A 21,325-nucleotide genomic window follows, 5' to 3' on the forward strand; every position below is an offset into this window, starting at 1 on the left:
ATGTTCTATTCCCGCCGAGTCGGCAACGGCCGGTTGTCGTGGCGGCTGCCAAGGGGCGAAAGCCCCTACCAGCTCATGGTGGTGGACCCACATGCATGGTTGTTGCATGGAGAAAGGCGAAGCTGCTCTCCGTAAAACATTTATATATCAATTATTTAAGTACAGTTTCACGCGTGAAAGCAGTCCCGGCGCCGGGCGCGTGGCGAGGTGACGTCTGCGGGAGGGAATTGCGCCCCGCCAAGAGGGGGATCCGGCGGGGCGCAATCGGCATCGCCGCCCGGCGGTGTCCGGGCCGTAATGTGCCCGGAAGGCCGGTGGACCACATCGGGCGCAACCCCTTGTCCCGACAGCCACCCTGCGCACCGCGGGGGGCGGCGCCTCGGGCGTTCCGGCGGGCGGGAGACCGGGGCGCCTGCGCCCTCGTACCGTGCCGATACCGTGTCTTGAAGATTACCCGTCCCGCCGCCCGAGTCTTTGACCCCCGTCAAGAATCCGGCCGGGGTGGGCGCGCCTCAGAGCACGGCCTGCAGCCCGACCCAGATCGAGAGCAGGACACCGCAGACCAGCGTGTAGCCGCCGTTCCATCTCAGCCCGACCGTGCGCGCGCTCACCTTGCCCAGCGCCCCGATCAGCAGCGTCGTTGCCGTGTAGGGCGAGCTTGCACCGCTCAGCGCCCAGCCGGCCGTGATCGCCACGATCACATCGGCCGGCGTGAGCCCCATCTGCGCCGCGGGCGGCAGGATCGGCGCGACCAGCGAGACCGAGAGGATCGGGTTCATGCCAAGCTGGCCTGTCAGCGGGATCAGCCAGACCAGGGCCACGAGGATCTGCCAGCCCGCCACGGCGTCAAGGTTCACGCCCGCCTCGCTGACGAGCGGCGCGACCAGCTGCGAGCCCAGCGTGCCGATGAAGCCCGCCATCAAGAGAAGCACCAGCTCGCCGCGATAGGCGGGAAGATCGCGCCGCGAGTAGTCGAGCGCCCGTCGCGCGGCGGTCGCGAAAGGCCGGTGATCGAGGTTCTGGATCACGACCCAGCCGAGCGAGAGCAGCGGCACCACGACCATCACGACCCCCGTCGCGCGGATTCCGGTGGCGAGGTGAAGGCTGCCCACCGTGACCGCGATCACAGCAAGGAGCGCGAGCAGCGGCCAGAGGCTCGCCCAGCTGCCTTCCGGGCGCGTGCGTGGCGGGGGTGGGTGGCTCAGGCGCGGCTTGAAGATCGTGTCGAGCGCCCATCCGGTGCCCGCGAGGATCGCCGCGCTGACAAGGCAGGGGCCGACCGCCGCGGCCCAGGAGGCGCCGGGCACCAGCTTGGTCGAGATGGCCATGGCGAAGGCGAGTGGCGACCAGCTCAGGGTAGAGACGAAGCCCCGCTGGATTGCGAGCAGCATGCGCCGGATCCGGTGGCCGCGGATCTCGGCATCGCGCTCGCGCGCGGCGTTCGCCTCGGCCAGGGTTCCCAGCAAGACCAGCGCGCCATAGTTCAGCAGCATGCCGAAGAGATGCCCACCCATTGTCAGCGCCGCATAGCGCCGGCCGGGCGGCTGATCGGACAGGAACCGCCCGCAGGTCTGGATCGATGCCGAGCTGGCCGAGGCGTTCCTGAGCGAGGCCAGTGCCGTGAAGAACGCGGCGATGAAGGCCGCCGTGTGCAGCGCCGTCGCCACCATCGCGAGCCAGTCGTCCCGTGTGGCGGCGGCGATGCCGGCAAGCGCGAGCGCCACCCCGACGAAGATCCGCCGCGTCCAACCGACATTCAGGCACAGCAGGGCGACGACCGGCAGCACCATCACCTCGGCGGCGCGGCCGAACAATGCGGGACCATGCCACTCGGTGGCCATCATCAGGCCAAGCAGCACCGCGAGCATGGCGCCGACAATGGCGTCGGTGCGGTGGGACGGGCCCGAGGTCATTTCGCCGGCAGCGCGAAGGCGTGGCCGCGCCGGGCGCCGTCAGCATTGCAAGAAGATGGGGGCCGCATCACGCAGCGTCTCCGGCGCCGGGTCGAGGATCCACCCCACTTTTCGGATTGTGCCGGCGCAGGCAAGCAAGAATGACGAAAAGCAGCTTTCCGTTCCCGACCCGGCCGGCGCGCCGGGAGCGCTCTGCCGGGTGCGCCGCCGGCGCCATGCCGCCCGAGCACGAGGGGTCGGGCGTGGGGGTCGGGACGGGCCCTCGCGGGTGCCCGTCCCGGATCGCTCACTTGCACTCGTCGTAGAGCCGGCGGGCTGCTTCGAGCGTGAGCTCGACCGGGTTTCCTCCGGCGGTGGGGTCGACGATCGCCATCTGCGCCATCTGGTCGAACTTCTCGGACCCGATGCCCATGGCGGTCAGGTTGGCCGGGATGCCGAGCTGCGCCCGGGCCTGCATCACCCAGTCGTAGAACCCGTCGAAACCACCGGTGATCCCGAGATAGGCGGCCGCCCGCTCGATCTTCTCCTCGATCGCGGGTCGATTGAAGCGGAGCACCGGCGGCATCACCACCGCGTTGGTCGTGCCGTGATGGGTGTTGTAGAGGGCGCCGAGCGGATGGCTCAGCGAGTGGATCGCGCCGAGACCCTTCTGGAAGGCGACCGCCCCCATCGCGGCAGCCGACATCATCTGCGCGCGCGCCTCGATGTCGGTGCCGTCGGCATATGCGCGGGGAAGGTATTCCTTCACGAGCCGCATTCCCTCCAGCGCGATGCCCTGGCTCATCGGGTGATAGAACGGGCTGCAATATGCTTCGAGGCAGTGCGCGAAGGCATCCATGCCGGTGCCGGCGGTGATGGGCTTGGGCATACCGACCGTAAGCTCGGGATCCGCGATCACCACCGACGGCAGGATCTTCGGGTGGAAGATCACCTTCTTCACATGGGACTCGGAATTGGTGACGACGCCCGCGCGCCCAACTTCGGATCCCGTGCCCGCCGTCGTCGGGACGGCGATGTTGGGGGCGATGCGCGCGGCATCGGCACGCGTCCACCAGTCGCCGATGTCCTCGAAGTCCCAGACCGGCCGGCTCTGCCCGGCCTGGAAGGCCACGAGCTTGCCGAGATCGAGGCCCGAGCCGCCGCCGAAGGCGATCACCCCGTCATGCCCGCCGGCCTTGAAGGCCTCGATGCCGGCGGCGAGGTTCTTGTCGGTCGGGTTCGGGTCGACCTCCGGGAACATCGCGCGGCCAAGCCCCGCGCCATCGAGGATGTCGAGCGTTCTCGCCGTCACGGGAAGCGTCGCAAGGCCCCGGTCGGTTACCAGAAGCGGCCGCTTGATGCCGGCGGCGGCGCAGGCCTCGGGCAGTTCGGCGATGCGGCCGGCGCCAAAGCGGATGGCGGTCGGATAGGACCAGTTGGCCCGGAGGGTCATGTCAGTGCCTTTCTCAGGTGGTAGGACTTGGGACGCGTCAGGTTGTGGAAGCCGATGACCGACAGCGCGCCGCCGCGCCCGGTGTCCTTGCATCCGGTCCAGCACAGCGCGGGGTCGAGATAGTCGGCACGGTTCATGAACACGGTTCCGGTCTCGAGCCGCCCTCCGATCCGGGCCGCGCGGTCAGCATTGGCCGTCCAGAGCGAGGCGGTGAGGCCGTAGGGCGAGTCGTTCATCAGGCTGATCGCCTCGTCATCGTCCGCCACCGGCATCACGCCGACCACGGGGCCGAAGCTCTCGTCGCGCATGACGCGCATCTGGTGGCTCACGCCGGTCAGGATCTGCGGCATCAGATAGGTGCCGCCGTCATCCTGCGGGAAGCGCGCGGGGTCGATCAGGGGGGTCGCGCCGGCCGCCACCGCCTCGGCCGTCTGGGCGCGCACCTCTGATGCGAAGCGGGCGTTGGCCATCGGCCCGAGGGTCGTCTCGGCGTCGAGCGGGCTGCCGAGCCTGAGGCGCGAGACGATCTCGACCGACTTGGCGACGAACTCGTCGAAGCGCGAGCGGTGGACATAGATGCGTTCGATGCCGCAGCAGCACTGGCCCGAATTGTACATCGCCCCGTCCATCAGCACGTCGGCCGCCCAGTCGATGTCGGCGTCCTCCATGACATAGCCGGGGTCCTTGCCGCCCAGCTCCAGCCCCAGCGGCGTGAAGGTGCCGGCCGCGGCGCGTTCGATCGCCCTGCCGCCATTCACCGAGCCGGTGAAGTTGATGAAGTCGAAGGCCCGCTCGGCGATCAGCGCCTCGGTGGTCAGGTGGTCGAGGAAGAGGTTGATGAAGACGTCTTGCGGAATGCCCGCCGAGGTGAAGGCACGCACCATGCGCTCGCCCGCCAGCAGGGTCTGCGTCGCGTGCTTGAGCACCACGGCATTGCCCGCGATCAGGGCCGGCGCGACCGTGTTGATCGCCGTCAGATAGGGATAGTTCCAGGGGGCGATGACGAAGACGACACCATGCGGCTCCCGCTCGATGCGGCGCTCGAAACGGGCGGAGTTCTCGACCACCAGCGGCGCCAGCGCCTCGGCCGCGATCGAGCCCATGTAGGCGGCGCGTTCGACGACGCCCCCGAACTCGCCGCCGTATCGCACCGGGCGCCCCATCATGTGCGCGAGTTCCGGCACGGCCTCGTCCTTCATGGCGACGAGGGCTTCGACACCGGCCTCGACCAGCGCGATGCGCTCGGCAAGCGGTCGGGCGGCCCATGCCTTCTGTGCCGATCGGACGCCAGCCACGGCACGTCGGGCGGCGGCCACGTCGGCGACGGGGCGTTCGGCGTAGACCGAGCCGTCGATGGGAGAGATGCATTTCAGGATGGTGGTCATGGCGCGTCGCGCTCCGTGGGGTTCTGGCACCGTGGGTCCGGTGCCGCGTTGAAATCCTGCTCGGCGTCCCCGGTCAAGACCGCCTTCTGACGCCAGGGCGCCGCGAGATCCGTTCGGCCCGCGGGGCGCGCGGTGTCAGGAGCGCTCGAAGCCGCGCGCGATCTCCCAGTCCGTGACGCGTCGGTCGTACTCGAACTGCTCCCACTTGGCCGCGTGGACGTAGTGGTCGACCACGTCGTCGCCCATGGCCGCGCGCAGCATGGCCGAGCCGTCGAGCGCGGCCGTCGCGTCGCGCAGGGTCCGCGGGATCTCGCGGCCCTCCCCGTGATAGGCGTCGCCGCTGAACGGGGCTTCGAGGTCGAGCTTCGCCTCGATCCCGGCGATCCCTGCCGCGAGTTGCGCAGCGATCGCGAGATACGGGTTGAGGTCCGCGCCGCCCACGCGGCACTCGACCCTGACGGCCCTGGTGTCGAGGCCGCAGATCCGGTAGCCCGCGGTCCGGTTGTCGGTCGACCAGACCGCCTTGGTGGGCGCGAAGGTCCCGACCATGAACCGCTTGTAGGAGTTGATGTTCGGCGCAAGGAAGAGCGTGAACTCGGTCGCATGCGTGAGCAGGCCGGCGAGATAGTTGCGCATCAGGGCCGACATCCCGTGCTCGGCCGACGGGTCATGGAACAGGGGCTGCCCCTCGTGTGACCAGAGCGACTGGTGCACGTGGCTCGAGCTGCCCGCGGCCTCGTAATCGTACTTCGCCATGAAGGTGGCGGCATGGCCCTTCGACCAGGCGATCTCCTTGATGCCGTTCTTCACCACGACATGGCGGTCGGCCATGGTCAGGGCGTCGGCGTAGCGGATGTTGATCTCCTCCTGCCCGGCCCAGGCCTCGCCCTTCGAATTCTCGACCGGCACATCCGCGCCGTTGAGGCCCAGGCGGATCGCCCGCATCACCTCTTCCTCCTTCGAGGTCTGGAAGATGTGATAGTCCTCGTTGTAGGGCGACACCGGCTCGAGACCGCGGTAGCCCTTGGCATGCGCCTGCTCGAAGCTGTCGCGGAACAGGTAGAATTCAAGCTCGGTCGCCGCCATCGCCCGCATGCCCATCGCCTCGAGCCGCGCGACCTGGCGCTTGAGCACCGAGCGCGGCGCATGGGGGATCAGCTCGTGGGTGTGGTGGTCGAGCGTGTCGCAGATCACCAGGGCGGTGCCCGGCAGCCACGGCACCCGCCGCAGCGTCCCGAGATCGGGCTTGAGGACGTGGTCGCCGTAGCCCTTCTCCCAGCTCGCCGACCGGTAGCCCGGAACCGGCTCCATCTCCATGTCGACGGTCAGGAGATAGTTGCAGGCATGGGTCTCCTCGACGGCGCTCTCCAGGAAGAACTCGGCCTGGAAGCGCTTGCCCATCAGGCGGCCCTGCATGTCGACCTGTGCGGCGAGCACGGTATCGATCTCGCCCGCGGCCACCGCCGCTTTCAATTCGTCGAGGCTCAGCTTGCCTGGCATGTGAACACCCTGGGTATCGGATCGGTTGGTCGGCGTGATGCCGTGGCCTTCCCCGCGGGCGGGGAAGGCAGGATATCGGCCCCCGCCCGCGTGGCGGGCGAGGGGGCGGGGATCAGGTGTAGCGGTAGGGGCGCCCCGCCTTCTCCATCGCAGCGTTGTAGTCCTTGAGGATCTGCACGACCTTGGCCTTGACCTCGGACTCGGCCGCGATCTCGTCCCAGAACTCGCGCGCCTTGCCCTCGACGACGGCCCATTCCTCGTCCGGAATGGTGGTCAGCTTCATCTTGGTGCCGTTGACGCGCAGCGCCGCCTCGCCGCCCCAGTACCACCACTGGCGATAGTAGTGCGAGCTGTCGAAGGTGACCTTCAGAAGCTCCTGCAGGTTCGCGGGCAGTTCGTTCCAGCGGTCCATGTTGGCGAAGAACGACCCGCACCAGGCGCCCGAGATGTTGTTGGTCAGGAACCAGTCGGTCACATCGGCCCAGCCGACCGTGTAGTCCTCGGTGATGCCCGACCAGGCGATACCGTCGAGCTCGCCCGTCTGGACGGCGACCTCGATGTCCTCCCAGGGCAGGGTGACGGGCACGACGCCGAACTGCGCGAGGAACCGGCCTGCCGTCGGGAAGGTGAAGACGCGCTTGCCCTCGAGGTCCTTGAGGCTGTTGATCGGGTCCTTGGTGGCGAAGTGGCAGGGGTCCCAGGCCCCGGCCGAGATGTGCTTGATCCCGACCTTCGAGTATTCGGCGTCCCAGATCTCGGCCAGGCCGTACTGGTTGAACAGCACCGGCACGTCGAGCGAGTAGCGCGAGGCGAAGGGGAAATAGCCGCCGAACACGGTCACCTCGGTCGGCGAGGCCATCGAGTCGTCGTCCGACTGCACCGCGTCGATGGTGCCGGTCTGCATGGCGCGGAACAGCTCGCCCGTCGGCACCAGCTGGTCGGCATAATAGAGCTCGATCTCCATCTGGCCGGCTGCGATCTTGTTGAAGCTGTCGATCGCGGGCTTGATCACGTGCTCGGCCAGCGCCGGCCCGGCATAGGTCTGCAGCCGCCAGCGGATCGGCGATTGCCCGTGGACGGCAGGCGCGGCCAGCGTCGCGGCCCCGGCGGCGCCTGCGCCGGCGATGAACTTGCGTCTCGTGGTCATGGTCTCAACCTCCGTTCTGTCATTTGCGGGCCCTCGCCCGTTTCCTCGTCCCGGTCTGTGCCGGGTTATGCGCTCCTGTCGGAGTTCTGGTCACTTTCCGTAGACATGGTTGGGCAGCCAGAGCGCGATCTCCGGGAAGACGATGACCAGCACCAGCGCCAGCAGCATCACCCCGACAAAGGGCACGATGGAGCGGTAGATGTCGATGATCGTGATCTCGGGCGGCGCCATGGCGCGCATCAGGAACAGGTTGTAGCCGAAGGGTGGCGTCATATACGCGATCTGGCAGGTGATGGTGTAGAGCACGCCATACCATATCAGGTCGAAGCCGAGGCTGCCGACCAGCGGCACATAGAGGGGTGCGACGATCACCAGCATCGCGGTGTCGTCAAGAAAGGTGCCCATGAGCAGGTAGCTGAGCTGCATCAGGATCAGCACCTCCCAGGGACCGAGGCCCAGGCTGTCGAGGAAGAAGCCCTCAATCGCGCGCACAGCCCCCAGACCGTCGAAAACGGCGCCGAAGCAGAGCGCGGCCAGGATGATCCACATGAACATGCACGAGATGGCGAGCGTCTGGCGCACGCTGGTCTCGAAGACCTGCCGCGTCAGGCGGCCCTTTACGATCGCCGCCGCCAGCGCCGTCAGCGCCCCGATGGCCGAGCTCTCGACCAGCGAGGTCCAGCCGTTGATGAAGGGCACCATCATCGCGCCGAAGATGACCAGCGGCAGGATGCCGGCGCCGAGCAGGCGGACCTTCTCGGCCATCGGCACGTCGCGCTCTCCCACCGGCAGGGCGGGCCCGAGGCTCGGCTGCAGCCGGCAGCGGATGACGATATAGAGGATGAAGAGCGAGGCCATCAGCAGGCCCGGGAACACCCCCGCAAGCCAGAGCTGCCCGACCGGCTGGCGCGCGATCATGGCGTACAGCACCAGCACGACCGAGGGCGGCACGAGAATGCCGAGCGACGATCCCGCCTGGATCACGCCCGTCACCATGCGCTTGTCATAGCCGCGGCGCAGAAGCTCGGGCAGCGCGATGGTGGCGCCGATCGCCATGCCTGCGACCGACAGCCCGTTCATGGCCGAGATCAGTACCATCAGCCCGATCGTGCCGATTGCCAGCCCTCCGTTCACCGGCCCGAACCAGACATGGAACATGCGGTAGAGGTCGTCGGCCAGCCGGCTCTCGGACAGGATGTAGCCCATGAAGATGAACATCGGCAGCGTCAGCAGCGGATACCACTTCATCAGCTTCATCGCCGCCGAGAAGGCGATCTCGCCGCCGCCCGTGCCCCAGAGCGCGAGCGAGGCGACCACCGCGACGAAGCCGATGGCCGCGAAGACGCGCTGCCCCGTCATCAGCATCAGCATCATCGAGGCGAACATCATCAGCGCGATCATGTCGTAGGACATCAGCGCGCCTCCTGCATGGCATGGCTGTCGGGCAGTGTCTCGCCTCGGAGCGTGGCGATGTCGCGGATCAAGAGGGCGACCGCCTGCAGGATCATCAGGAGGACGCCAAGGCACATGATCGTCTTGATCGGCCACATCGGCGCGCGCCAGAGGCCGCGGCTCTCCTCGCCATACTGGATGGCGTAGGTGGCCGAGGAGATCCCGCCATAGAGCAGGACGCCGAGGTAGAAGATCAGCGTCGCCACCGTCAGCGCGTCGGCCCAGGCCTTGGTCCGCGGCGACCATGCGCCGTAGAGCAGGTCCATCCGCACGTTCGAACCAAGCTGGAGCGAGTAGGGCCCGCCGAGGATGAAATAGGCCGTCATCGTGAACTGCGCCATCAGGAGCGTCCAGTGCGCCGGCACGAAGAAGGTCTTGGAGATCGAGGACCAGAGCAGGATCCCCATCATCACGAAGAGCAGATACATCGCGAACCGCCCGACGATGCGGTTCAGCCGCTCGACATGGCGGACATAGGCGAGCATCCAGCCCGGCATCATGCCTCTCCCTGCTTCGCCGCGCCGGCGGCAGTCCCGGCGTCCAGGCCGAGTTCCCTCAGTGCCGGGCGCAGCGCGCGCGCGAGCCCGGCCGCGACACGACCCTGGGCCGCGGCATCGGCGATCAGGTCGTTGCGGATCTCGATCATCACATTTGGCAGGCCGCGTGTCAGGGCATGCGCCTTGAGCGTGTGGGTGACGCCGCTCGCAGGCCCGTAGGGCTCGTTGCGCTCGGTTCGCAGCCCGGTTTCGGACGCCGCATGCACCAGCATCGCATCCGCGAGGCGGCTGTCCGCGTCGTGCAGGATTCCCAGCTCGACGCTGCGCGCCTGGCCGAAATAGACCGGTGTGAAGCTGTGGATGGTCACAAGGGCCGTGGGCCTGCCGGCCGCGACGCGATCGTCGATGACACCGGCGAGCGTCTCGCAAAAGGGCTCGGCGATCTCGCGCACGCGCTGCGCACGGTCGGGGGCGGTCAGGGCGCGGTTGCCCGGCACATCGAAGATCTCGCTGCGCTCGGGCATGGCGTCTGCGCGCTCGGCCGGGCGGTTGCAGTCGAACACGAGGCGCGAGAAGCGGGCTGCGACGAGGGGCGCATCGAACTCCTTGCTGAGCCGCATGGCTACCGGAAGTGCGCCGGGGTCCCAGGCAATATGGCTGAGGCGCGCCTCCGCGCTGAGGCCGAGATCGCCCAGCCGGTGCGGGATCCGGTTCGACGCATGTTCGCAGACCAGCACGATCGCGCCCCGTCCCGCCGGGTTGATGACCTCGACAGCCGGTCCTTCCTCCGGGCTCAGCAGGCGCGAATCTTGCGAGACATCGGTCAGCATTTGAAAAGGATTGTTCACCGCAAAATTGTCTGTCAACATTATTTCAAGCGGGCCGCCGAACGACGCCCGTGCGATGGGGAGTCGATGGATGCGTCGAAAGCCGCAAAGCATCGAGGAGTTGCTGCGCAGCCGTCTCGACAGCCTCACCCGGGCCGAGCGCCAGGTCGCCCACGCGTTGCTGGACGGCTATCCCGTGTCCGGCCTCGCATCGATCACGCAGGTGGCTTCCAGTGCGCAGGTCTCCGGGCCGACGGTGATGCGGCTTGCCCGAAAGCTGGGGTTCGAGGGTTTCGTGGAGTTCCAGGAGGCGTTGCGCCGCGAGGTGGCGGCCAAGATCTCGGATCCGATCCGCAAGCGGGAAAGCTGGACCGAGGGGGCGCCGGGATCGCCGATCCTGGGCCGTTTCGCCGAGGCCGTCGAGTCCAACCTTCGCCAGACCCTCGCGCAGATCGACCCGGCGACCTTCGACGCCGCTGCCGCCTGTCTTGCCGATACCCGCCGCAAGGTCCTGATCACCGGCGGCCGTATCACGCGCTCGCTGGCGGACTACATGTTCAATCATCTCCAGGTGATCCGCCCGGATGTCAGCCAGCTGGGCGCCGCACCCGGTGTCTGGCCGCATTACCTGCTTGACGTGCGGCCCGGGGACGCGGTCGTCGTCTTCGACATCCGTCGCTACGAGAACGCATTGCTGCGCCTCGCCGAGATGGCGCATGGGCGCGGTGCCGAGGTCGTGCTGTTCACCGACCAGTGGGGCTCGCCAATCGGGAAGATCGCGCGCCACCGTTTCTCGGCGCATATCGAGGCACCATCCGCCTGGGACAGTTCCGTCGCGATCCTGATGGTCGTCGAGGCGCTGATCGCGGCCGTCCAGGACCTCGACTGGCAGGATGCGAAGACCCGGATGGAGACGCTGGAGCAGATCTTCGATGAAACGCGGCTGTTCAGGAAATTCGTCTGAAGCGCGGCGGGGCGCCGCCGCCATGGCGCGTTCCGGCCCGGTCGAGTCACATTCCCGCGAGATCGTCCCGCGGACACGATCCGTCTTGATCAGCCGGAATGTGCTGGGTAGGCTTCGCGACATCCCCCCGGGAGAAGCCGGATTATCCGGTGCCGAAGGAGCAACCGCGCCTCGGAAACTCTCAGGCAAAAGGACCGGTGGGACGCGAGACTCTGGAGAGAGGCGCGCAAGCGTCCGCCGAAGGGATAGCGATCTCAGGCGAAAGGACAGAGGGGGCGCCGACGGGGCTGGGCGTGGGGTGATGGAACGATCGCCCCGGTGCATCCTGGCATTCTACCGTGGAGAGGGCGCCCATGACTGACACCGACGAAGGCCTGCCGACACCGCTGACCGAGCTGCATCGCCGCCTCGGCGCTAAGCTGGTCCCGTTTGCCGGGTACCAGATGCCGCTGAACTATCCCGCCGGCATCATGGCCGAACATCAGCACTGCCGGGCGAAGGCGGGCCTGTTCGACGTGTCCCATATGGGGCAGATCGTCGTGACGGCGCGCTCGGGCGACACCTCGGATGCGGCGCGCGCCCTCGAGCGGCTGGTGCCGGTCGACATCCTCGGCCTTGGCGTCGGCCGGCAGCGCTATGCGCTGTTCACCGATGACAACGGCGGGATCCTCGACGACCTGATGGTCGCGAACCTGGGCGACCGGCTGGTCCTGGTGGTGAACGCCGCGTGCAAGGCGGCCGACTTCGCCCATCTGCAACAGGGGCTCGGCGCCGATTGTCAGGTCTCGATGCTGACGGACCGCGCGCTGGTGGCGCTGCAGGGGCCCGAGGCGGGGAATGTCCTGGCCGGGCTCGCGCCCGACACCGCGCAGATGCGCTTCATGGACGTGCGCGAGGTCGAGATCCTTGGTCTGCCCTGCCTCGTTTCGCGCTCGGGCTATACCGGCGAGGACGGCTTCGAGATCTCGGTGCCGGACCACGGCGCGATGCGGCTGGCCGAGGCGCTGCTCGCCGACCCCGCGGTCGAACCCATCGGCCTTGGCGCGCGCGACTCGCTCCGCCTGGAGGCCGGGCTCTGTCTCTATGGCAACGACATCGACCGCGGGACGACGCCCGTCGAGGCGGGCCTGACCTGGGCGATCCAGAAGGCCAGGCGCACGGGCGGCGCGCGCGAGGGCGGCTTTCCCGGCGCGGCGCGCATTCTTGCCGAGCTCGATGCGGAACCGGCACGTCTGCGCGTGGGCCTGTTGCCCGAGGGACGCGCGCCGGTGCGCGGGGGCGCGCCGCTCTTCGCCGCGGAAGAGGGCGGTGACAGCATCGGGATTGTCACGTCCGGTGGCTTCGGCCCGAGCCTCGGCGCGCCGGTCGCGATGGGCTACGTGCCCGCGGGGCTCGCCGCCGAGGGCACCCGCGTCTTCGCCGAAGTGCGAGGTCGCCGCCTTGCGCTTTCCGTCGCGCCGATGCCCTTCGTGCCCAACGGGTACAAGAAAAGCTGACCTGCCAACCATCTAACGAGAAAAACCACAGCCTGAGGAGATGCCGATCATGAAGTATACCGAGGAGCACGAGTGGCTGCGCCCGGAGGGTGATGCGCTGACTGTCGGGATTACGGACTACGCAACCGAGCAGCTTGGCGACATCGTCTTCGTCGAGCTGCCCGAGACGGGCCGCGAGGTGAAGAAAGGCGACGAGATCGTCGTCCTCGAATCCGTGAAAGCCGCCTCTGACATCCTCGCGCCGATCGACGGCACCATTACCGAGGTGAACCAGGCCATCGCTGACGATCCCTCGCTGGTCAACAGCGACCCGCTCGGCAAGGGCTGGTTCTTCCGGATCAAGCCCGCGGAGGGTGCCAGCATCGACGGTTTCATGGACGAAGCGGCCTACAAGGCGATGATCGCGTGAGGGCGCAATGACCTTCGAGTTGACCGACTACCTTCCCTATGACTTCGCGAACCGGCGGCATATCGGCCCCTCGCCCTCCGAGATGGCCGAGATGCTGGCCGCGGTGGGGGCGGACAGCCTCGACACGCTGATCGACCGGGTCGTGCCGTCCGAGATCCGCCAGGAGAAGCCGCTGGCATGGGGCAAGGCGCTCTCGGAGCGCGAGATGCTCTTCCGCATGCGCCGCGTGGCGGAAAAGAACCAGGTTCTCACCTCGCTGATCGGGCAGGGGTATTACGACACCGTCACCCCGCCTGCGATCCAGCGAAACATTCTCGAGAACCCCGCCTGGTACACCGCATACACGCCGTACCAGCCCGAGATCGCCCAGGGCCGGCTCGAGGCTCTGCTCAATTTCCAGACGATGGTAAGCGACCTCACGGGGCTCGCGGTCGCCAACGCGTCGCTCCTCGACGAGGCCACCGCCGCGGCCGAGGCGATGACGATGGCGCATCGGCTCGCGAAGTCCAAGGCCACGGCCTTCTTCGTCGATCATCACTGTCATCCGCAGAACATCGCGCTGGTTCGCACCCGGGCCGAGCCGCTCGGCATCGAGGTGATCGTCGGCGACCCCTTCGCCGATCTCGATGCGTCCGCCGTCTTCGGCGCGCTCTTCCAGTATCCCGGGACCCTGGGCCATGTGGACGACTTCAGCGCGCCGGTCGCCGCATTGCACGAGGCCGGCGCGATCGCCTGCATGGCGGCGGATCCGCTTGCCCTCGCGCTGCTCAAGTCGCCGGGAGAGATGGGCGCCGACATCGCGGTCGGCTCGACCCAGCGTTTCGGCGTGCCGATGGGCTTCGGCGGCCCGCATGCCGCCTACATGGCCACGAAGGACGAGTACAAGCGCGCGATGCCCGGCCGCATTGTCGGCGTCTCGATCGACGCCAGGGGCAATCGCGCCTACCGCCTCGCGCTGCAGACGCGCGAGCAGCATATCCGGCGCGAGAAGGCGACGTCGAATGTCTGCACCGCGCAGGCGTTGCCCGCGGTTCTGGCATCGATGTACGCGGTCTTCCATGGTCCCGAGGGCATCAAGGCGATCGCGCAGCGCATTCACCGCAAGACCGTGCGGCTGGCGAAGGGACTTGAGCGGCTCGGATACACGGTCGAGCCCGCGGTCTTCTTCGACACCATCACGGTCGATGTCGGTGCCGTGCAGGGGGTCGTGCTCGAGGCGGCGCGCCGCGAGGGCGTGAACCTTCGCAAGATCGGCTCGACCCGCATCGGCATCTCGCTCGACGAGCGCACCCGGCCCGACACGCTCGAGGCGGTCTGGCGCGCCTTCGGCGGCGACTTCAGGGACGCCGACATGACGCCCGAGTATCGCCTGCCCAGCGCGATGCTGCGGGACTCGGCGTATCTCGAGCATCCGATCTTCCATATGAACCGGGCCGAATCCGAGATGACGCGTTACATGCGCCGTCTCGCCGATCGCGACCTGGCCCTCGACCGGGCCATGATCCCGCTCGGGTCATGCACGATGAAGCTCAACGCCACCGCCGAGATGATGCCGATCACCTGGCGCGAGTTCTCGGACATCCACCCCTACGTGCCGGAGGACCAGGTTGCCGGTTACCGCGAACTGATCGCCGATCTTTCCGCCAAGCTCTGTCAGATCACCGGGTACGACGCGATCTCGATGCAGCCCAATTCGGGCGCGCAGGGCGAGTATGCGGGCCTGCTCACGATCCGAGCCTACCACCGGGCCCGGGGCGAGGGGCACCGCGACATCTGCCTGATCCCGACCTCCGCGCACGGCACCAACCCCGCCTCCGCGGTGATGGCGGGGATGAAGGTCGTCGTCGTCAAAGCTGCCGACAACGGCGACATCGACGTCGACGATTTCCGTGCGAAGGCCGAGGCGCATTCGGCCAATCTGGCCGCCTGCATGGTGACCTATCCGTCGACGCATGGCGTGTTCGAGCGGACCGTGCGCGACATCTGCGACATCACGCACGAGCATGGCGGCCAGGTCTACCTCGACGGCGCGAACCTCAACGCGCTGGTCGGGCTCGCGCGGCCCGGGGACATCGGCTCGGATGTCAGCCATCTCAACCTGCACAAGACCTTCTGCATTCCGCATGGCGGCGGCGGGCCGGGGATGGGGCCGATCGGGCTGAAGTCACATCTCGAGCCCTATCTCCCCGGCCGGCCCGAAACCGGCGACGCGGGCGCGGTCTCGGCCGCGAACTGGGGCTCGGCCTCGATCCTGCCGATCTCGTGGGCCTATTGCCTGATGATGGGGGGCGAGGGGCTGACGCAGGCGACCAAGGTCGCGATCCTATCGGCCAACTACATCGCAAAGCGCCTGGCCGGTGCCTACGATATCCTCTACCACTCGCCCGAGGGATACGTCGCGCATGAGTGCATCGTCGATACCCGACCGCTTTCCCAGACAGCGTGGGTGACGGTCGACGACATCGCCAAGCGTCTGATGGACTGCGGCTTCCACGCGCCGACCATGAGCTGGCCCGTGCCCGGAACCCTGATGATCGAGCCGACCGAGAGCGAGACCAAGGCCGAGATCGACCGCTTCATCACGGCGATGCTCGCCATTCGGGAGGAGGCCCGGGACATCGAGGAAGGGCGTATCGACAAGGACAACAACCCCCTCAAGCACGCGCCTCACACGGTCGAGGACCTGGTCGGCGAGTGGGATCGTCCCTACAGCCGCGAGCAGGCCTGTTTCCCGCCCGGGGCGTTTCGCGTCGACAAGTACTGGCCGCCGGTCAACCGGGTGGACAACGTCCACGGCGACAGGCACCTGATCTGCTCCTGCCCGCCGGTCGAGAACTACGCCGAAGCCGCCGAGTGACGCCTTCCCGGCCGGGCACGGCCGACCCGTCGCCGTGCCCGGCCGCGCAGAAACGGCCAAACCACGCCGGTCGCATGATGCTGCCATCATGTATCGACGGCGCGACGAAGGTGGATTAGCTTGATTTTCGCCGTCTCGCGACGGACCGCGGCTTTGCGGACGTTCTGGCATGGAGCGCGGTGGCGCTTCATCATGTGGCGGGGTGCGCGTGCCAATCTGGAAACAGTTCCTCGTGCTTGTCCTTCTGGGCATCGTCGGTGCCGGAGGGTACGAGGCATATCGCACGCATCTTGCATCCGAGACGGCGGCCAGCACCTCGGCCGGCAATCGCGAAGTGCCGGTCGAAGTCGCGCTTGTCGAGCGCCGGCGCCTGAGCCGCACGGTCGAGGCGGTTGGCAGCACTCGGGCACGCCAGTCCATCGAGATCGTGCCCCTCGCCTCTGGCCGCGTCGAAGAGATCGCGTTCACGCCGGGCCAGAAAGTCGCGGCAGGCCAGGTCCTCGTGCGCCTCGACTCGGACATCGAGCGCGCGAACCTCGCCGAGGCCGAGGCCTTGCTGGTCGAGAAGGACCAGGCGATCGAGCGCACGCGCCGCCTGCAGCGCACGAATGCCGTCGCGCTGGCCGCGCTCGAGCAGGTGACGGCCGAGCGCGCCGCTGCCGAGGCCGCGGTCGAGCGCACGCGAAGACGGCTCTCGGACCGCGTGATCCGCGCGCCGTTCTCGGGGGTCGTCGGCCTCACGGATGTCGATCTCGGTGCACGGGTCGACGACGAGACGGTCCTGACCACGCTGGACGATCTCTCGGAGGTCGAGGTCGAATTCTCGCTTCCCGAGACACTCTTCTCCGAGATCGCCGCGGCCCAGCTCGTTTCCGCGCGCAGCGCGGCGTTCCCGAGGCGCATCTTCCACGGGCGCGTCGCCGCGATCGGCAGCCGGATCGACGCCGTCAGCCGCTCGTTCCGGGTGCGCGCCATCATCCCCAACCCTGAAGGCGTGCTCCCTTCCGGCATGTTCATGTCGCTCACGCTCACGCTTGCTGAAGCCGAGGCGCTTGTCGTGCCCGAGGAGGCGGTGCTCGTGCAGGCCGCAGACACCTTCGTCTTCGTCGTCGAGGATGGCCGCGCGGTTCGGCGCAAGATCGTCTCGGGACAGCGCCAGGACGGGCTGATCGCCGTGACCGATGGCCTGACGGGCGAGGAGGCGGTGGTCACGCGCGGCCTCCAGCGCATCCGCGACGGGGCCCAGGTCCGTGTTCTGGGCGATCCGCTCGACACCGCGCAACATGATCCGGCGGGGAGCGGCTGATGCGCCTCTCGGACATCTCGGTCCGCCGCCCGGTCCTTGCCGCGGTCGCAAACCTGCTGATCGTCGTCTTCGGCATCGCCGCGCTGCAAAGCCTGCCGATACGCGAGCTGCCGGATGTCGACACCTCGGTGGTGACAGTGACCACCACCTACCGTGGCGCGGCCCCCGAGGTCATCGACACCGACATCACCGAGGTGATCGAAGGCGCGGTCGCCTCGATTTCGGGCATTCGTACGATCAGCTCCGAAAGCCGCCAGGGCAGGGGCCAGACGACGATCGAGTTCGTCGCCGGAAAGGACATCGACGCGGCGGCGAATGACGTGCGCGACGCGGTCGGCCGCGTGCTCGGCGAGCTGCCCGAGGAGGCGGACCAGCCGCAGGTCGTCAAGAGCGACGCGAACGCCGATCCGGTGATGCGGCTTGCGGTCACCTCGGACCGGATGACCACCGCCGAGATCACCGATTACATCGACCGTTTCATCGCCGATCGTCTCGCCACGCTGGATGGTGTCGCCAATGTCGACATCTATGGCGAGCGCCCCTTCGCGGTGCGCATCTGGATCGACCGGCGGGCGCTTGCCGCGCGCAATCTCACCGTCGCCGATGTCGAGGCGGCACTGCTGCGGAACAATCTCGAGCTTCCCGCGGGCGACGTGAAGTCCGTGGCCCGGCAGCTCTCGGTCCGCCTCAACAGCCGCATCAAGTCGATCGACGACTTCCGGGACATCGTCATCGACCGGGTCGCCGGCTACCCCGTGCGTCTGGCCGATGTCGCGCGGATCGCCCCGGGCGTGGCGGACGACTCGACGATCGTGCGCAACAACGGGGTCGAGGCCGTCGGCATGGCGATCCTGCGCCAGAGCCAGTCGAACACGCTGGCGATCTCGAAGGCCGTGCGGGCGGAGATCGAAAGCCTCGACGGCAGCCTGCCCGAGGGGATGGCGATCGAGGTCGGCTCGGACGATGCGTTGTTCGTTGGCGCCTCGATCCGCGAGGTCGGAATCGCGCTCTGCATATCCCTTGTCCTGGTCGTTCTCGTGATCCTTCTGTTCCTGCGCAGCCTGCGCGCGACGATGATCCCCGCGATCACGATCCCCGTGGCGCTGATCGGCTGCTTCATGCTGATCGGGGCATGGGGCTTCTCGCTCAACACGCTCACGCTGCTGGCACTCTTGCTGGCGATCGGCCTTGTGGTGGACGACGCCATCGTCGTGCTCGAGAACATCCAGCGCCGCATCGAGCTTGGCGAGAGTGTTCTCGCCGCCAGCTTGCGCGGCGCCGAGCAGGTCACCTTCGCGGTGATCGCGACTTCGGTCACGCTGATCGCCGTCTTCGTTCCGCTCTCCTTCCTGCCCGGACAGGTCGGCCGCCTCTTCATCGAGTTCGGCTGGGTCATGGCGGGGGCGGTCGCGATCTCGACCTTCGTCGCGTTGACCGCGTGCCCGGCGCTGGCCTCGAAGCTGTTGCGTCCCCACAGGGCGCTCCCGTCGGCCGGCTCGACGCCCACCGAGCCGATGGTGCAGCGCGTCTATCGTTGGTTGCTGACCCGCGCGATCCGGATGCCGCTGGTGGTGATCGCCATTGCCGTGGCGGTGACGGCGGGGGCCTGGCCGCTCTATGGCGGGCTCCCGCGCGAGCTCGCCCCGCGCGAGGATCGCGGCGTCGCCTTCGTGCCGCTCACGGCGCCGCAGGGCTCGACGCTCGAGCATACCGACATTGCCGCCCGGCAGGTCGAGCGCATCGTCGAGCCGCTGCGCCAGTCGGGCGAGATCGCCACGGTCTTTACCTTCAGCGGCAGCTGGGGCCGCGCGTTCCGCTCCTTCGTCGTGCTGAGGCTCGCCCCCTGGGACGAGCGGAGCCGGGACGTGGGCGCGATCGTGCGCGACATCGCCCCCCGCATGGGGGAAGTCACGGTCGCACGCGGCTTCCCGGTGACGCCCGCGGGCCTCGGCCTGCGCGGAAACTCGACGCCGGTGCGCGTCGTGATCGGCGGGCCCGATTTCGAGAGCGTCAAGGAATGGGCCAACGCGCTTCTGGCGAAGGCCGAGGAGAACCCGGGCCTGGTCAATCCCGAGATCGATTTCGAGGAGAACCTTCCGCAACTCGATATCACGATCGACCGGATGCGGGCGGCCGATCTCGGCATCTCGGTCGAAGTGATCGCGGCGACGCTCCAGACCATGCTGGCCTCGCGCGAGGTCACGAGCTTCGTCAGTCGCGGGCGTGAATACCCGGTGCTGGTCCAGGCCGAGGACGACGACCGGCGCGTCCCGTCGGACATCGCCAACATCTTCATTCGCGCCGGGGATGGCGAGACATTGGTGCCGCTTGGCGCGCTGGTGACCCTGACCGAGAACGCGGCGGCACCGTCCCTGCGGCGCTATGATCGCCTGCCCTCGATCCAGCTCTCGGCGGCCTTGCAGGACGGCTACGATCTTGGGTCGGCGCTTGTCTTTCTCGAGGATGCCGCGCGCGAGACGCTGCCGCCCGAGGCGAAGCTGGGCTACGAGGGGCAGTCGCGAACCTTCAAGGACACCTCGGCCGGCGCGGGCATGGTCTTCGCGATGGCGCTGCTGATCGTCTTCCTGGTGCTCGCCGCTCAGTTCGAGAGCTTCGTCCATCCGGCCGTGATCATGCTGACGGTGCCGACCGGTCTTGCCGGGGCAGTCTATGCCATGGCGGCCGGGGGGCTTTCGATCAACGTCTACAGCCAGATCGGCGCGATCCTGCTGATCGGGCTCATCGCGAAGAACGGGATCCTGATCGTCGAGTTCGCCAACCAGCTCCGCGACCAGGGCCGCACCGTGCGCGACGCCGTGATCGAGGCATCGGTGCTCCGCCTGCGGCCCATCGTCATGACCGCCGTCTCCACTGTGCTCGGGGCCATGCCTCTCGTGCTGGCCTCGGGGGCGGGCGCCGAGAGCAGGATCGCGATCGGCAGCGTGATCATTGCGGGGCTCATGCTCTCGACCACGTTGATGCTGTTCGTGACGCCGGTTCTCTACGACCTGTTCGCGCGCTTCACGCCGCCCCGCAGCGCGGTCGAGCGCGCGCTCGAGCGTGAGCTGGGCGTTTCCGCACCGGGGGAGTGATCGGGCCGCTGCGGCCGGGCGCGGCGCGATCGTCGTCCCGCGCCCGGAGTGTCACTGATCCGACATCGGTCGGGTGTTCGAGGAAGCCCGGTCATCACGCGAGGGACGCATGCCTCTCAACCTCTTCTCCCGCCCGGGCCGCTTCTGGCGCGGCAATCTGCACACCCATTCGACCCTGTCAGACGGCGCGCTGCCGCCCGAGGAGGTCTGCCGCCGCTACCGGGCCGAGGGATATGACTTTCTCGCGCTGACAGACCACTTCATCGGCGCGTTCGGCTACCCCATCGCGGACACCACGCCGTTTCGCACCAACGGCTTCACCACGCTCCTTGGCGCCGAGGTCCATTCCGGAGCGATGGCGAATGGCGATCTGTGGCATCTTGTTGCCGTCGGGTTGCCGCCCGATTTCGCGCCGCCTCACGCGCCCGGCTTCCATCCCGTCGAGGGGCAGGAGAGCGCGGCCGACCTGGCGCGGCGCGCCCGCGAGGCCGGCGCCTTCGTCGCCATCGCCCATCCGCAGTGGTCAGGCCTGACGCAGGCGGAGGCCCGCGCGATCGACGCCGCCCACGCGGTCGAGATCTACAACCACGGCTGCGCCGTGGGCTGCGACCGCGGCGACGGGTTCCACATGCTCGATCTTCTGCTGAGCGAGGGGCGGGCGCTGACCGCGATCGCGACCGACGACGCGCATTTCACCGAGCCCGACCACTTCGGCGGCTGGGTGATGGTCCGCGCCGAGGAGAACGAGCCCCAGGCCCTGCTCGAAGCCTTGAAGGCCGGCCATTTCTACGCGACCCAGGGCCCTGAACTGCGCGGTGTCGAGATGCGGCGCGATGGCATCACGGTGCGCTCGACAGCTGTCGCCACGGTCATCGTGCAGGGCCACGCCTCGGCCGCGACAGCGGTGCATGGCAACTCGATGACCGAGGCAACCGTGCCGCTCGACCGCTTCGGGCGCAGTCCGTGGCTGCGGGTGACCGTGGTGGACCGCGCCGGGCGCAAGGCCTGGACAAACCCGATCTGGTGCGACTGATCCGCGCGAGGGTGC

General features: G+C 68.1%; 15 protein-coding genes and 1 riboswitch. Of the genes, 7 read left to right on the forward strand and 8 right to left on the reverse strand.

Annotated elements, in window-relative coordinates:
- Window positions 1-512: 512 nt before the first annotated feature.
- The 8 genes from H0I76_RS09495 to H0I76_RS09530 all read right to left on the reverse strand — a co-directional run bounded on the left by H0I76_RS09495 (window position 513) and on the right by H0I76_RS09530 (window position 10,156).
- Window positions 513-1,913, reverse strand: coding sequence for a hypothetical protein (locus tag H0I76_RS09495; protein WP_234455234.1), 1,401 nt, complete (start codon window positions 1,911-1,913; stop codon window positions 513-515).
- 286 nt (window positions 1,914-2,199) lie between these two features.
- Window positions 2,200-3,345 (reverse strand): iron-containing alcohol dehydrogenase, encoded by a 1,146-nt coding sequence (locus tag H0I76_RS09500; RefSeq protein WP_200609631.1) that lies wholly within the window; start codon window positions 3,343-3,345, stop codon window positions 2,200-2,202.
- Window positions 3,342-4,730: an aldehyde dehydrogenase family protein gene (locus H0I76_RS09505; protein ID WP_200609632.1), complete on the reverse strand. Its 1,389-nt coding sequence runs from the start codon at window positions 4,728-4,730 to the stop codon at window positions 3,342-3,344. The genes H0I76_RS09500 and H0I76_RS09505 overlap by 4 nt, the downstream gene beginning before the upstream one ends.
- 135 nt (window positions 4,731-4,865) lie before the next feature.
- Window positions 4,866-6,230, reverse strand: a complete 1,365-nt coding sequence (locus tag H0I76_RS09510) for a glutamine synthetase family protein (RefSeq protein ID WP_200609633.1) — start codon at window positions 6,228-6,230, stop codon at window positions 4,866-4,868.
- Window positions 6,231-6,342: 112 nt separating this feature from the next.
- Window positions 6,343-7,377: a TRAP transporter substrate-binding protein gene (locus H0I76_RS09515; RefSeq protein ID WP_200609634.1), complete on the reverse strand. Its 1,035-nt coding sequence runs from the start codon at window positions 7,375-7,377 to the stop codon at window positions 6,343-6,345.
- A gap of 90 nt (window positions 7,378-7,467) precedes the next feature.
- A complete protein-coding gene (locus tag H0I76_RS09520) occupies window positions 7,468-8,790 on the reverse strand; it encodes a TRAP transporter large permease (protein ID WP_200609635.1) in 1,323 nt (440 codons plus the stop codon).
- Window positions 8,790-9,326 (reverse strand): TRAP transporter small permease subunit, encoded by a 537-nt coding sequence (locus H0I76_RS09525; RefSeq protein ID WP_200609636.1) that lies wholly within the window; start codon window positions 9,324-9,326, stop codon window positions 8,790-8,792. The genes H0I76_RS09520 and H0I76_RS09525 overlap by 1 nt, the downstream gene beginning before the upstream one ends.
- Window positions 9,326-10,156: an N-formylglutamate amidohydrolase gene (locus H0I76_RS09530; RefSeq protein WP_200609637.1), complete on the reverse strand. Its 831-nt coding sequence runs from the start codon at window positions 10,154-10,156 to the stop codon at window positions 9,326-9,328. The genes H0I76_RS09525 and H0I76_RS09530 overlap by 1 nt, the downstream gene beginning before the upstream one ends.
- Window positions 10,157-10,244: 88 nt before the next feature.
- Between H0I76_RS09530 and H0I76_RS09535 the strand changes: the two genes are divergently transcribed.
- The 7 genes from H0I76_RS09535 (at window position 10,245) to H0I76_RS09565 (ending at window position 21,310) form a co-directional block, all read left to right on the forward strand.
- On the forward strand, window positions 10,245-11,117 hold the full coding sequence (locus H0I76_RS09535) for a MurR/RpiR family transcriptional regulator (RefSeq protein ID WP_200609638.1): 873 nt from the start codon (window positions 10,245-10,247) through the stop codon (window positions 11,115-11,117).
- Window positions 11,118-11,235: 118 nt separating this feature from the next.
- Window positions 11,236-11,324, forward strand: a riboswitch (glycine riboswitch).
- 146 nt (window positions 11,325-11,470) lie between these two features.
- On the forward strand, window positions 11,471-12,613 hold the full coding sequence (gcvT, locus tag H0I76_RS09540) for a glycine cleavage system aminomethyltransferase GcvT (protein WP_200609639.1): 1,143 nt from the start codon (window positions 11,471-11,473) through the stop codon (window positions 12,611-12,613).
- A 49-nt stretch (window positions 12,614-12,662) separates the two neighbouring features.
- Window positions 12,663-13,022, forward strand: a complete 360-nt coding sequence (gcvH, locus tag H0I76_RS09545; RefSeq protein ID WP_200609640.1) for a glycine cleavage system protein GcvH — start codon at window positions 12,663-12,665, stop codon at window positions 13,020-13,022.
- A 7-nt stretch (window positions 13,023-13,029) separates the two neighbouring features.
- Window positions 13,030-15,879: an aminomethyl-transferring glycine dehydrogenase gene (gcvP, locus tag H0I76_RS09550; protein ID WP_200609641.1), complete on the forward strand. Its 2,850-nt coding sequence runs from the start codon at window positions 13,030-13,032 to the stop codon at window positions 15,877-15,879.
- Between the two features lie 208 nt (window positions 15,880-16,087).
- A complete protein-coding gene (locus H0I76_RS09555) occupies window positions 16,088-17,185 on the forward strand; it encodes an efflux RND transporter periplasmic adaptor subunit (protein ID WP_325166428.1) in 1,098 nt (365 codons plus the stop codon).
- Entirely contained in the window at window positions 17,185-20,277 is a 3,093-nt protein-coding gene (locus tag H0I76_RS09560) for an efflux RND transporter permease subunit (RefSeq protein WP_200609643.1), read from the forward strand. The genes H0I76_RS09555 and H0I76_RS09560 overlap by 1 nt, the downstream gene beginning before the upstream one ends.
- A 109-nt stretch (window positions 20,278-20,386) precedes the next feature.
- Complete coding sequence (locus H0I76_RS09565) at window positions 20,387-21,310, forward strand: PHP domain-containing protein (RefSeq protein WP_200609644.1); 924 nt, start codon at window positions 20,387-20,389, stop codon at window positions 21,308-21,310.
- The last annotated feature ends 15 nt before the right edge of the window (window positions 21,311-21,325 follow it).

The organism is Thermohalobaculum xanthum (genome assembly GCF_016623495.1).
Lineage (GTDB): Bacteria > Pseudomonadota > Alphaproteobacteria > Rhodobacterales > Rhodobacteraceae > Thermohalobaculum > Thermohalobaculum xanthum.

What these genes read in the sequence shown, in the direction of transcription:
- H0I76_RS09565 (WP_200609644.1), top strand. Translation starts at nt 20,387, where the DNA reads ATGCCTCTCAACCTCTTCTCCCGCCCGGGCCGCTTCTGGCGCGGCAAT.
- H0I76_RS09535 (WP_200609638.1), top strand. Translation starts at nt 10,245, where the DNA reads ATGCGTCGAAAGCCGCAAAGCATCGAGGAGTTGCTGCGCAGCCGTCTC.
- gcvT (WP_200609639.1), top strand. Translation starts at nt 11,471, where the DNA reads ATGACTGACACCGACGAAGGCCTGCCGACACCGCTGACCGAGCTGCAT.
- H0I76_RS09510 (WP_200609633.1), bottom strand. Translation starts at nt 6,230, where the DNA reads ATGCCAGGCAAGCTGAGCCTCGACGAATTGAAAGCGGCGGTGGCCGCG.
- H0I76_RS09525 (WP_200609636.1), bottom strand. Translation starts at nt 9,326, where the DNA reads ATGCCGGGCTGGATGCTCGCCTATGTCCGCCATGTCGAGCGGCTGAAC.
- H0I76_RS09520 (WP_200609635.1), bottom strand. Translation starts at nt 8,790, where the DNA reads ATGTCCTACGACATGATCGCGCTGATGATGTTCGCCTCGATGATGCTG.
- H0I76_RS09505 (WP_200609632.1), bottom strand. Translation starts at nt 4,730, where the DNA reads ATGACCACCATCCTGAAATGCATCTCTCCCATCGACGGCTCGGTCTAC.
- H0I76_RS09495 (WP_234455234.1), bottom strand. Translation starts at nt 1,913, where the DNA reads ATGACCTCGGGCCCGTCCCACCGCACCGACGCCATTGTCGGCGCCATG.
- gcvH (WP_200609640.1), top strand. Translation starts at nt 12,663, where the DNA reads ATGAAGTATACCGAGGAGCACGAGTGGCTGCGCCCGGAGGGTGATGCG.
- H0I76_RS09500 (WP_200609631.1), bottom strand. Translation starts at nt 3,345, where the DNA reads ATGACCCTCCGGGCCAACTGGTCCTATCCGACCGCCATCCGCTTTGGC.
- H0I76_RS09530 (WP_200609637.1), bottom strand. Translation starts at nt 10,156, where the DNA reads ATGCTGACCGATGTCTCGCAAGATTCGCGCCTGCTGAGCCCGGAGGAA.
- gcvP (WP_200609641.1), top strand. Translation starts at nt 13,030, where the DNA reads ATGACCTTCGAGTTGACCGACTACCTTCCCTATGACTTCGCGAACCGG.
- H0I76_RS09560 (WP_200609643.1), top strand. Translation starts at nt 17,185, where the DNA reads ATGCGCCTCTCGGACATCTCGGTCCGCCGCCCGGTCCTTGCCGCGGTC.
- H0I76_RS09515 (WP_200609634.1), bottom strand. Translation starts at nt 7,377, where the DNA reads ATGACCACGAGACGCAAGTTCATCGCCGGCGCAGGCGCCGCCGGGGCC.